The organism is Anaerosacchariphilus hominis (genome assembly GCF_014290175.1).
Taxonomy (GTDB): domain Bacteria; phylum Bacillota; class Clostridia; order Lachnospirales; family Lachnospiraceae; genus Laedolimicola; species Laedolimicola hominis.
In genome coordinates this window covers 180,341-192,262 of the sequence record NZ_JACOOR010000001.1, presented here as the reverse complement: position 1 = coordinate 192,262, position 11,922 = coordinate 180,341, and the positions used below count along the sequence as shown (strand labels likewise).

Annotated in this window: 11 protein-coding genes; all 11 read left to right on the top strand. The window is 47.1% G+C overall.

All coding sequences use genetic code 11. The features are described 5' to 3' along the window. Positions 1–11: 11 nt before the first annotated feature. The 11 genes from H8S44_RS00945 to H8S44_RS00895 all read left to right on the top strand — a co-directional run bounded on the left by H8S44_RS00945 (position 12) and on the right by H8S44_RS00895 (position 11,845). Entirely contained in the window at positions 12–938 is a 927-nt protein-coding gene (locus tag H8S44_RS00945; RefSeq protein WP_186872908.1) for an ABC transporter ATP-binding protein, read from the top strand. After that, a complete protein-coding gene (locus tag H8S44_RS00940) occupies positions 931–1,725 on the top strand; it encodes an ABC transporter permease (protein ID WP_186872909.1) in 795 nt (264 codons plus the stop codon). Before H8S44_RS00945 ends, H8S44_RS00940 begins: the two co-directional genes overlap by 8 nt. 12 nt (positions 1,726–1,737) lie before the next feature. Further along, the gene (locus H8S44_RS00935; RefSeq protein ID WP_080908643.1) at positions 1,738–2,553 is read left to right on the top strand and encodes an ABC transporter permease; all 816 of its coding nucleotides are present in this window, start codon (positions 1,738–1,740) and stop codon (positions 2,551–2,553) included. Between the two features lie 5 nt (positions 2,554–2,558). After that, complete coding sequence (locus H8S44_RS00930) at positions 2,559–3,020, top strand: hypothetical protein (RefSeq protein WP_118560416.1); 462 nt, start codon at positions 2,559–2,561, stop codon at positions 3,018–3,020. 59 nt (positions 3,021–3,079) lie between these two features. Beyond that, positions 3,080–3,514: a winged helix-turn-helix domain-containing protein gene (locus tag H8S44_RS00925; protein WP_080908641.1), complete on the top strand. Its 435-nt coding sequence runs from the start codon at positions 3,080–3,082 to the stop codon at positions 3,512–3,514. A gap of 238 nt (positions 3,515–3,752) precedes the next feature. Further along, complete coding sequence (locus tag H8S44_RS00920) at positions 3,753–4,475, top strand: response regulator transcription factor (protein WP_456298169.1); 723 nt, start codon at positions 3,753–3,755, stop codon at positions 4,473–4,475. Beyond that, positions 4,472–5,503, top strand: a complete 1,032-nt coding sequence (locus H8S44_RS00915; protein WP_186872911.1) for a sensor histidine kinase — start codon at positions 4,472–4,474, stop codon at positions 5,501–5,503. The genes H8S44_RS00920 and H8S44_RS00915 overlap by 4 nt, the downstream gene beginning before the upstream one ends. 128 nt (positions 5,504–5,631) lie before the next feature. Continuing rightward, positions 5,632–5,892, top strand: a complete 261-nt coding sequence (locus tag H8S44_RS00910) for a hypothetical protein (RefSeq protein ID WP_003501938.1) — start codon at positions 5,632–5,634, stop codon at positions 5,890–5,892. A 101-nt stretch (positions 5,893–5,993) separates the two neighbouring features. Beyond that, positions 5,994–8,651, top strand: coding sequence for an ABC transporter permease (locus H8S44_RS00905; protein ID WP_186872912.1), 2,658 nt, complete (start codon positions 5,994–5,996; stop codon positions 8,649–8,651). A 129-nt stretch (positions 8,652–8,780) separates the two neighbouring features. After that, positions 8,781–9,446: an ABC transporter ATP-binding protein gene (locus tag H8S44_RS00900; RefSeq protein WP_186872913.1), complete on the top strand. Its 666-nt coding sequence runs from the start codon at positions 8,781–8,783 to the stop codon at positions 9,444–9,446. A gap of 14 nt (positions 9,447–9,460) precedes the next feature. Beyond that, the gene (locus tag H8S44_RS00895; protein ID WP_186872914.1) at positions 9,461–11,845 is read left to right on the top strand and encodes an ABC transporter permease; all 2,385 of its coding nucleotides are present in this window, start codon (positions 9,461–9,463) and stop codon (positions 11,843–11,845) included. The last annotated feature ends 77 nt before the right edge of the window (positions 11,846–11,922 follow it).

Sequence of the window (11,922 nt, the reverse complement as noted above, 5' to 3'; positions counted from 1 at the left end):
GAGGTTTGAATATGAACACAAATTACATCATTGAAACAAAAAATCTGACGAAGCAATACGGCTCACAAAAGAGTGTGGCTGACTTAAATATCCATGTGAAGCGTGGGAGAATTTATGGTCTGCTGGGGAGAAACGGAGCCGGAAAAACCACGACCATGAAGATGCTGTTGGGCTTAACAAATCCGACTTCCGGGGAGGTCAAAATCTGGGGAAAGTCCTTGCAGGGAAACGAAAAGAAGTTACTGCCCCGTATGGGCAGTCTGATCGAGTCCCCCGGCTTTTATCCCAATCTGACCGGCACAGAAAACTTGCGTATCTTTGCCACCCTGCGGGGTGTGCCAAACAATCATGCCGTCAAAGACGCTCTGGATTTGGTAGGACTGCCCTACAAAGATAAAAAGCTCTTTTCCCAGTATTCCCTTGGTATGAAACAGCGGCTTGCCATCGCCCTTGCCGTGATGCACGATCCGGAGCTTTTGATTTTGGATGAGCCGATCAACGGCCTTGATCCCATCGGCATTGCAGAGGTACGCTCCTTTATTCGGGAGCTTTGCGACGCAAGAGGAAAAACGATTCTGATTTCCAGTCACATTCTTTCGGAGATTTCCCTGCTGGCTGATGATATTGGAATTATCGACCACGGCGCGTTGCTGGAAGAAGAAAGCCTTGCTGAGTTGGAGCAAAAAAGCAGTAAGCATATCCGTTTTACGCTCTCTGATACGGCACAGGCGGCAAGAATTTTGGAACGCAATTTCCATGAAAGCCATTTCTCCATACAGGACGATCACAATCTGCGCCTGCACAACCTGGAGCTGCCCGTAGGGAAAATTGTAACTGCCTTTGTGGAAAACGGGTTGGAGGTATCGGAGGCTGCAACTTCAGAAGAAAGCCTTGAAGATTACTTCAAGCGTGTGACGGGAGGCGAGGGAATTGCTTAAACTGATTAAATGTGAATTTTTGAAATTGAAACGCAAGCCGCTGGTATTTATTTCTGTGTTCCTTTCCACCTTGCTTCCATTGGCTTATGCTATTTTTCTGGCAGATGCGAACACGGATGTGGATGCTACGAACAATATGATGTCCGGTCTGTTTCAGCTCAGCGCATATCTTCTTTTGATGCCGCTTCTTGTGATACTGGCTTCCAATCTGTTATTTGAGGAGCTGGACAATGATACTTTGAAAAATCTTGTTACCATACCGGTAAATAGAACCAAGCTGGTGCTTTCTAAGATGATGGTTTTACTGATATTTGCCATTGGTTTTATGGCGGTTGGAGCGTTGGTAAATCTTGCTGTTTTGCTGATCCAGGGATGGAATCCAGTGGGATTCTGGAAATTGTTTCAGGTAGGGATAGGAGAGGGAGTGATTATGTGGGTCGGCGCGCTCCCCTGTATTTTGATAGTTGTCCTTCTTGATAAAAACTATATCGTGTCGGTCGTGATAACCTTTTTCTATACTATTTTGAATTATCTTCTCACCAACAACGATGCTTTTCTGACACAGCCCTTTGGTCTGAACGCAGGAACACTGCTTCCGGGGCCGTTGGCGTTTCGCTGGACATTCCAGTTTTATGATTATGGCAGCATCAGCGAAGAGCTGGCAGAGCTGCTGGAACGGATAAGCCCGTATTTTTTGAATGATATACAGGTGTTCGGCGTGGCATTTGCGGAAGCCGCTGTATTTCTTGTGCTGATAGCGATGGTTTACCGGCGTCGTGAGATTTAAGGGGGTGTGATTATGTGGAATTTATTAAAATCGGAATTACTGAAACTGCGCCGGTGTCAGATCCTTTGGGTGGGGTTGGTGGCGCTTGCACTCTGTCCGTTGGTGCAATATGGAAGCCAGTTGATTGTTGAGCCGGAGTATCGAAATCCAAACTATGATTTTCCCATGCTTTTTGCGAATGTTGTATGGGGCAATACCCAGATGTTTTTCCCGATTTCACTGGTGATGATCGGCAGCTGGCTGATTGACAGAGAATCCACCCATGATACGCTGAAAAACATCATGACAATTCCTGTTTCTATGCCGGACGTGTTAGGGGCCAAGCTCTTCTGGGTTGGTATTCTTACGGTTCTGTTGGGAATTTACAGTGTTGGCGTTACCCTAATCACTGGACTGGCGGTTGGATTATCGGGACTGACAGCGGAAGTATTTTTTCATGGCGGTACACAGATCGTGTTAGCGGGTCTGACGACCTATATGGTCTGTATGCCCCTAATCCTGATTTTTGGACAGATCCGAGGGGCATATCTGGGAGGTTCCATTCTGGCGTTCTTCCTTGGATACAGCATGATGTTTTTCAAAGGCGGCATTCTTGCCAGCATCTATCCGTTTTCTGCTGCACTGATTTTAGTGGGCTTTGACATGAGTGAATATGCCGGAACAACCACAGCCCCGAACCCTTTGCTGGCGGTCATTGGGGTTGGCATCATGGTTCTCTGGGCTGTGCTTTTATTAGTGATGTCCAGCAACAAAAAAGAAATGAAAGCCCGTAAACAGACAAAGGCCAAGGGAAGAGGAAAGCGTGCTGTACGCAGGAAAGGAAGGTGATACCTGTGAAGAAAATAGTTCTATCACTATGCCTGATACTGTGTGGTGTCTCTATACTTTCCGGTTGTACAAAAGATGAAGTTCTCGATCAGTATAATAATATTGTGCAGTCTGCTGGTTCCATAGCGCTTACCGGAAATTCGTCCTTACAAGGCACGAAAGAAAAAGGGATTGATGATTATACCGGATGCTATACAGCCGACTATGAGAATTTTTCAGATACAGAGTATTTGTTTGGGGGAACTTCTATAAAGCGAGAAGCTGGTAAGGAGTTGTCTATTGATTGCACTTTGGAGGTTACGGAGGGAACTGCAAAAGTATTTTGGATTTCTGGATCTGATGAAGCAGTCACTTTGCTTGAAACAACCGGAACATATAGCGATACAATTACACTCCCTGAAGGCGGAAACTATATCGGCATTGAATGTGAGGATTTCACGGGAAGTATTGAATTGAATGTTGAATAGCATTCAGGCAATAGGAAAATTAAGTCATTGTATATTATGTATGTTCAAGGGAGGGATATATGGGAAAAATTTTTGTACTGTCGGTAACAGACCATGAAGAATATATACTTAGCAGAATTATGGAGATTATTGCGGCTGAGCCAGAATTTGACCATATTGTGTCATCCCACCCTCGTAATATTCTTGTTTTTCCAGGCTTGGAGCTTCGCCTGAAGGAGAGAACGGTACATCGAAACGGTGAGTTGATTTCTATGACCCATCGGGAATTTGCAACATTGGTATATTTGGCAAACCACCCATCCTGGGTATTTTCTGCCAGCCAGATCTATGAGGCTGTGTGGAATGCGGATGGTGAAAACTGCGGAACAGCCGTTGCCAGCGTCATTGGTCAGATTCGCAGAAAACTAACTCCGGATATGCCGAAAGCGGGCTATATTCGTACTGTTCTGGGGAGTGGATACAAATTTGAAGTTCCGCAGGGTATGGCAGAATAGTGGGATTTTTTAATTCAACTGCACATACCTATGTAACTACAAAAAGATTTAATATATAGTCAGCACCGCCGCAATCGTATAGTTTGCGGCGGTGTTTTTAATGTGTTCAACATGGCAAAAAGCCATTGTATGTATTTGTATTTTTATTCTTGTGCAGAAAAGTAGGCTATCCTATAATTAAAAAAGAAAAATATTTGGCTGGGACATTTCTGTAACATTTAATGTTTAGAATATCAGTATGATCGGAAAATTGGGAAAGGAAGTGAAGGCTTTGAAGAAGATTTTAATTGTAGAGGACGATCAGCTTTTGAATCGGACATTGGCATACAATCTGACCTCTGATGGATATGAGGTCATTTCGGTTTTTAATTTTGACAGTGCGGTAAGGAAGCTGCGGGAAAATGAATTTGATGTGGCACTGTTGGATATTAACCTCCCCGATGGCAGCGGACTGGATCTGTGTGAAGAAATTCGGAATCGTGGTCAGCATACCTATATCATCTTTATCACAGCCAATGATAAGGAGAGCGATATGCTCAAGGGCTATGAAGTCGGCGGCGCGGATTATGTGACCAAACCATTTTCTGTGACGGTGCTTTGCAAAAAAGTAGCGGCGGTTTTTGCAAATCTGGAACTGCGGACACCCCGGCATGATCTGTTTGATGATGGCTTTCTGAAAATCGACTTCTCCGAACAAAGTGCGTCCCTTGCCGGAGAATCCCTGGACTTTACACCGAAGGAATACCGCACCCTGTTCCTGTTCGTAAAGAACCCCCGGATTGTTCTGACCAAGCGGCAGATTTTAGAGAAGCTGTGGGACATTGATGGAGACTTTGTGGATGAGCATACTCTAACGACGATCATCAGCCGTATCCGCAAAAAAATCGAAACAGACGAGCGGAAATATATTAAGACAGCTTATGGAATGGGCTATCAGTGGATCGGCGGTGAGCCTCGATGAAACTGCAAAATTTATCTGTCAGGGCATTTTTGAGAAAAATTGTGGCGGGGACTCTGCTCACTGCCGCTTTGCTGCTGTTGATTTTTTTCCTGTTGACGAAAGATGTGCGTGTTGTCATCTGCGGCATTATTTTGACAGCTGCATTTTACATTTGGGGCATGGTTTTTCTGCACTATTTTCAAAAGAAACTTTCTCTGTTCACCGATGGTTTGTGCCAGACATTGGATCACATGATGGACAGTACAGACCGGCCCCAGGTAGATTATGAAGCGGAAACACTGTTGTCCCGGATCAGCCACCGTCTGGAACGGCTCTATAATGTGATGCAGAAAACCAGACATACGGCAGAGGGAGAAAAGGAAGAACTGCAATCCCTGGTATCAGATATTTCCCACCAGACCAAAACTCCCATCGCTAATTTGAAGCTGCTCAACGACACCATGCTGACACGGCCATTGACAGAAGAAAAGCGCAAGGAGTTTTTGCAGGCCACAGGCACACAGCTGGATAAACTGGATTTTCTTATTCAGGGAATGGTGAAAACTTCCCGTCTGGAAACGGGTGTCATTACGCTGGAGAAACAGGATGCTGTGATCGGGGATACGCTGGTGAGCGCCATCAATGGTGTTCTGGCGCCAATGGAACAAAAAGAGATCAATCTGTCGGTGGACTGCCCATCTGATCTGACAATATCTCATGACAGCCGTTGGACTTCCGAAGCATTGTTTAACATTCTGGATAATGCGGTAAAGTACACCTCTGCCGGTGGCAGCATCCAGGTGAGGGTACGGGATTGGGAAATGTATTTGAGGATAGATGTGACGGATACAGGCAGAGGCATCCCGGAGCATTCTCAGGGCACGATCTTCAAACGCTTCTATCGGGATGAAGCGGTGCATGATATAGATGGGGTCGGAATCGGCTTATACCTTGCCCGTGAGATCATTACCATGCAGGGCGGCTATATTACCGCTGAGTCTAAAGTTGGGGAAGGATCAACTTTTTCCGTGTTCCTGCCCATAAAATAATTCTGAGGCAGTCTGTTTTGACAGGCTGCCTTTTTTGAAAAATTTTTAGAGGATAATGGATTTTAGGACAATTCTGCAACATTTGGGATTTATGCTGACAGCAACATCATGAAATTGGAGGTGGCCTTATGGAAATCACAAAGACATTACTCATCAATGCAGCTTGCTTGCTGATCCCGCCGGTCGTTGTTGTTCTGCTGCTCCGGCACTTCTTTCCAAGAAAAATCAGATGGTCGGCTGGTGTGGTGGCTCTGGTAGATCTGGTGATCTTCTGGACAGATATTTTTTATTATGAGAGCGTTTGGCTGACGCTGTTTTTTGTTGTAATTCAGTTAGCAATGGTTTTGCTTATATCTATCTGGCTTTATAAAAAAGACACACGAAAATAAATTGTCCTAAAATTGAAGCAATTCACCCTAAAACTGTTGAGCCTTTGGGATATTTCTGCAACATTTGGGGGTTAGGATGACAGTGAAAGGAGTGAATGACTATGACATTACCATTTGAAAATGATACCAGCCGGATTGTAAAGCGGCTGGCGAAACAGAATATGAAAGCAAACCGGCGTACATCCATTTCTATCATGGTAGCCATATTGATCGCATCAACTTTTTTGTGTTCGTTATGCACATTCGTCCAAAGCTATTGGAATCAAAGTGTGCAGCAGGAGATCGCAGCCTACGGTGATTGGGATGCACAGCTTTTGGAGATTCATGCCGGCCAGCTGGATTTGATTGAGAATAACGAAAATATCCAGACCATTATGGTAAAAGGAGATAATCAGATTGCCTTATTGCCTGCTGCATCCGGCCTGCCCTATCTTTTGGTCCAAAACTGTGATGGGGTATATTGGGGCGCTATGCGGGAAAAGAATCTGATCCTGCGCGGACGGGCTCCCCAGGCGCCGGGAGAAATTGTGGTTGGAAAAAGCTTTTTTGAGCAGAATCCATCTGTTGAGATTGGAGACCGGCTGAACCTGGACTTGGGCGAACGCAGGATCGGAAATACAACTGTGGATTTTCTTTCCCCCATTCAAAGCGGGGAAGAATTTGTGAAAACAGAAAAAGTGCAGTACACCATCGTTGGTGAGATTGATATGACTGTTTCCAGCGCATACAATGGCTACCCTGCGTATGGATGGCTGGACACGGCCGCATTATCGGAGGACACGGGGATCGTTGCTTATCTTCAAGTGACGCAGCCGCGAAAAGTCTATGAAATCATCCCGCAGATAGCAGAGGACATTGGCTTGCAGCCGGATGAATTTGGTGACTATCCCTTCCGTTACCACACAGCCCTGCTTGGGATGTATGGAATTTATGCGCCGGGACATTTCCTAAGCAGTGACCTTCCCAAACTTGCGCTTGCGCTCGGTTTGGTCATGGCAGCATCTATGGCGGTATTTGCCTATATCATTCGGGGCGCTTTTTCTATTTCTGCGAAACGCAAGGTAAAGGAGCTGGGGATCTTAAAATCCATTGGAATGACGCCAAGGCAGATCCGCATGATGATCGTATATGAGGCGCGCTGGCTGTCTGTGCTTCCCATTCTGGTTTCTGTGGGACTTGGATACCTTTTTTCCTATGGCGTATTGGCAGCATATTCTGACCTGACGCAGGAAGTGACAGGGAGCCGGATAACCGCTTCCTTTTCCCCGTGGGTCGCAGTGGTTTCTATGATTCTTTCGTTCCTGACGGTTCGCCTGGCTGCATCTGGTCCTGCCCGGCAGATGGGAAAACTTCGCCCGATTGAAGCGGTCAAAGAAAGTTGGAGCAATCCTTCTTTGAAAAAATCAGCGAAGCATCCGATCCTGAAAAAGTGCTTTGGATTCCTTGGAAATATTTCTGCAAACTCCATGACGGCTAATAAGAGGCTGTTTCGTACCTGTACGGTAACGCTGAGTCTGTGTATGCTTTTGATGTTCAGTTTTCTGGCTGTTTTTTCCGTTTCAGATATTAACAATACAAAAGCAGAACAGGACAGCCACTTTAATGTCAATCTTACAATGGAGTCCGGTCAGAAAATAGAGCCAGCGCTTATGGAGGAATTGAAGCAGCTGCCTCACATAGAGGAACAAGCCACCTATACGATGGCGAACTGTGCGATCTGGGTTTCAGAAAGTGAGCTGTCGGAAGAATTTCTGTCCTCTGGAGGATTTGGCACAAAAGCGGCTGGTGAGTATGTAGCAAAGCGCGATGGCCGCTACCGTATCCCATGTGTATTGATCGGTTTGGAACAGGATGCCTATGAAGATTATCTCATGCAGTCAGGGGTGCCTTATTCAGAACAGGGTGCTGCGCTCATTGTCAATTCTGTTGTGAAAAATCCTGACTCCAGAGGTTATGAAGCCAAAAAGGATATGGTTCCATATCTAAAACTCAAAGAAGGTCAGTCTTTAGAAGTAACAGAGAAGTTCCTGGACTCCATCCAGGGGGATTACCGCTTTGATGTGACGGTGTCATCTGCACTTTCTGAAATGCCGGAGATTGGGCGTAATATAGCCTTTTATACATTACCCATTCTGGTGCCGATGGAGCGATACTATGAGATTATCCGGAATTTCGGAGAAGATCGTGCAGTTTACAATTACAGGACTTACATGAATCTTCTCGTGGAAGATGGACTGGATGCCGAAGTACAGGCGCAGGCAGAACAGATCTGCGGTACTTATCTGGGGACGAGTGATTTCTATACCTCCAGCAAGACACAGCGCGCTTTGGACAGAGAGCGGCTGACCGATGCGACCATGCTGATCGTTTACAGTCTGACTGCACTATTTGGTATCATTGGAATCTCATCGGCAGCAGTGGCGATCCTGAACAGTCTGTATCAGAGAAGAAAGGAATTTGCCATGCTGCGTTCTGTGGGGTTGGATAGAAAAGGTCTTGACCGTTTACTGCATATAGAAGGGTTCTTCCTTGGAGGAAAGCCTTTGGTCATTGGATTGCCAATCCTGTTTTTGATCGCCGCAGTTTTGATGTGGATGCAGGATGTGACTTTCATGGAGTTCATTCAGGTATTTCCGTTATTAGGGCTGGCAGCCTATATTGTTCTGGTGTTAATGGTCATCAGTGGGATTTACAGGGCGGCTTCCAGAAGAATCCGCAGGGACATTATTGTAGAAGTCTTAAAGGATGAAAATGTGTGAGTCTTACTGAAAAATGAATTGTCCTAAAATTGAAGCAATTCACCATAGATTTTCATACCCTTTAGGACAATTCTGCAACATTTGCCCTTTACCCTATACTCAAAAAATTAAGAAAGGCAGGTAACTGTTATGAAAATTTTGCAGACAACTGATCTTAAAAAATACTACGGCACAGAGCCGAACATTACCCGCGCCCTGGATGGCGTGAACTTCTCTGTGGAGGAGGGCGAATTTGTGGCGGTGGTCGGCACTTCCGGCTCCGGTAAGTCCACCCTGCTTCACATGATGGGCGGCCTGGATACCCCCACTTCCGGTAGCGTGATGGTGCGGGATAAGGAGCTGGCGAAGATGAACGATGAGCAGCTTACCATCTTCCGCCGCCGCAATATCGGCTTTATTTTCCAGAACTACAATCTAGTGCCGATCCTAAATGTTCATGAGAACATCGTTTTGCCCGTGGAACTGGATGGGGATACGGTGGATCAGAAATTCATGGCGGATGTGGTGTCCATGCTGGGACTGGAGGATAAGCTGAAGAATATGCCAAACAACCTCTCCGGCGGCCAGCAGCAGCGTGTAGCCATCGCCCGCGCTCTGGTGTCAAAGCCCGCTATCGTCCTTGCCGATGAACCTACCGGAAACCTGGACAGCAGGACCAGCGCCGATGTGCTGGGGCTTTTGCAGAGAACGAGTCGTGAATTTAACCAGACGCTGGTGATGATCACACATAATGATGCCATTGCCCAGCTTGCAGACCGTATCGTGCGGATTGAGGATGGCAAAATCGTTGAATAAAGGAGGTGGCAGACATGACATTGCCTTTTGAAAATGATACAGGGCCGGTCATTAAAAAATTGGCGTCACGAAGCATTCAGACAGATAAGCGGCGCAACCTGTTTGTGATCGTAACGATTGCTCTGGCAGCCGCTTTGATGGCAGCGATTTTTTGTGCAGGAGCGGGAAGTGACAGAAAACTGGAGGCGGACATTCGGGGACAGTATCAGGCGGTTGTGGTGAATTGTGACCGTGATACGATTGAAAAATTAAAAGCCTGCCCGGAGGTGGAACGCTGGGGCCTTTCACAGAATTACGGTTCCGCCCGCTATGGTGACAGCGTTCTGACCGTGGAGTATGCGGATGCCAACTGGATGGAATTGGGGAAGAAACCTTCCTTTACCGGGACGCTTCCGCAGGCTGCCAATGAAATTCTGGTAGAACGGGCATTTCTTGATTACTTTGAAATTCCGGCAGAAGTCGGGCAGACCATAGAAGTGAATCTTGGAAATGGAAAGCAGACTTATACCGTCAGCGGTATCATGGATGTGGAGAATGACTCCCGTATGTTCCAGCTTTATGTATCCGAAGCATTTGTGGAGGAGATGGCACAGGGGGAGCCGCTGTTTGAATTTCGGCTTCGTTATACCGGTGCGGACGATATGGAGCTGGAGCAGCTCAAGGCGGATATTGCAGCATTCCTTTCTGCCAACGGTGTCTCAGAGGATCAGATTTTTTACAGTTCCAACTATTTCGATATGCAGGGCTTTAAGTCCGGCGTGATGAAATATTACATTCCGGTGGCGATCCTTTTGCTGGTTGCCTGTGCCGTGGTTATTTACAGTATCTTTTTCATTTCCGTAAAGGGCAAAATGCGGGAATATGGACGCCTGAAGGTGATTGGTACAACGCCAAAACAGATTCGCCGGATCGTGCGGCGGGAGGGATTGCTGTTATCTCTCTGCGGCATCCCGCTGGGGCTTTTGGTTGGAGGTGCTATCGGGTTTGCCATTTTCCCGGCACATTGGAGTTGGATGGGCAATCTGCCTTATCTGGCTGCGACCGCAGCAGCCTGCGCACTGACGGTATTTCTGTCCATCCATGCACCGGTCCGCATAGCGGCGAAGGTATCCCCAATCGAAGCGGTGCGCTCCAGCGGTTATGAAACGGCAACAGACCGTAAAGATCAGAAAAACCACCGCATTACGCCATTCTCCATGGCACAGATGAATTTCAGGCGGAGCAGGAAAAAGACAGTCATCACCCTGACCTCTTTAGGACTGACGGGTGTATTTCTGGTGACGGCCGCTACGGTGCTGAACTCCATCAGTCCCGAAAAGATGGCGATGGAAGCCATGGGGGATCACTGTAACTACGAGGTCAGCTGGATGGATTCGGGAGGGGCGGAAGGACTGCCTGATATTGCGCGGGAGAATCCATTGACAGAAGAACTTCGTCAAGAGCTGCTTGCCCTGGATGGAGTGGAATCCATCACCAGCCATGAGGTGACATCCGCAACGGTGAAATTCCCCCAGGAAAGTGTTGCATTAAAATTCCCGGTGTTTGGCAGGGAGCAGATGGAACAATGGCTGCCGGAGGAAAATCTGGAACAGGGCAGTGCGGATTATGAGGAGCTTGCCGCAAACAACGGTGTGGTCGTGACGGACGTGGAAGATCACCTTTTAAGTATGTTTTATGGCTATACGCCTGCGATTGGGGATGTGCTGACCTTTGAATCCATGGACGGCAAGGCCATAGAAGTAACGGTCATGGGAATTGCGAAGCCGTCAGTGACATCGGGAACCGGTGCATGGGGGCTGTTTACCCTTACAGAAGAACTGGCCGACCAGCTTTACCCGGATATTGAGAACAGAGAGGCTGTCTGGAATGTCCATACATCGGAGGACTCTGATGCGCTCAGGGCGTCTATTTTCAGCCTGCTGGAAAATCCGGTGCTGACGGTATTTTCCAGGGCAGACCATGCGGCATCCCTGGAATCGCAGTTAAAGACAATGACCCGCGGTGTTTATCTGTTGTTGGCGTTCCTGTTTGTGTTCTCCATGGTAAATCTGGTCAACACCCTGATGACCAATCTGCTGGCAAGGCAGCAGGAGATTGGGATTTTGCAGTCTGTGGGCATGACAGGAAAGCAGGTTTCCCGTATGCTGATTGCAGAATGCCTGTGGTATGCAGGGGTTACGGTGTTACTGTCGGTTGGTATCGGTGGAACCCTGGGCTGGATTTTGGACTATGTGATCAGCAGTTTTCATATTTTCGGGGAACTGTCCTATCAATTCCCTTTGATGGAAACGGTTGTTTTTGTTCTGGCACTTTTGGTTGTGACCGGAATCTTCTCTGTGGTTGCTGTCCGTTATTCCAAACGGCTTTCCCTTGTGGATCGGATTAAGACCATGGAATAACCAGAGGCGGCGGCTTCCGAGGCGGAAAGCCGCCGCTTTGCTGATAGCAGAAATATAAGACTTAAAGGAGATGATCA

Excerpts from the sequence above, each read along its gene's own strand:
- H8S44_RS00945 (WP_186872908.1), top strand. The coding sequence starts at position 12 with ATGAACACAAATTACATCATTGAAACAAAAAATCTGACGAAGCAATAC.
- H8S44_RS00910 (WP_003501938.1), top strand. The coding sequence starts at position 5,632 with ATGGAAATCACAAAGACATTACTCATCAATGCAGCTTGCTTGCTGATC.
- H8S44_RS00935 (WP_080908643.1), top strand. The coding sequence starts at position 1,738 with ATGTGGAATTTATTAAAATCGGAATTACTGAAACTGCGCCGGTGTCAG.
- H8S44_RS00895 (WP_186872914.1), top strand. The coding sequence starts at position 9,461 with ATGACATTGCCTTTTGAAAATGATACAGGGCCGGTCATTAAAAAATTG.
- H8S44_RS00900 (WP_186872913.1), top strand. The coding sequence starts at position 8,781 with ATGAAAATTTTGCAGACAACTGATCTTAAAAAATACTACGGCACAGAG.
- H8S44_RS00920 (WP_456298169.1), top strand. The coding sequence starts at position 3,753 with ATGATCGGAAAATTGGGAAAGGAAGTGAAGGCTTTGAAGAAGATTTTA.
- H8S44_RS00925 (WP_080908641.1), top strand. The coding sequence starts at position 3,080 with ATGGGAAAAATTTTTGTACTGTCGGTAACAGACCATGAAGAATATATA.
- H8S44_RS00915 (WP_186872911.1), top strand. The coding sequence starts at position 4,472 with ATGAAACTGCAAAATTTATCTGTCAGGGCATTTTTGAGAAAAATTGTG.
- H8S44_RS00905 (WP_186872912.1), top strand. The coding sequence starts at position 5,994 with ATGACATTACCATTTGAAAATGATACCAGCCGGATTGTAAAGCGGCTG.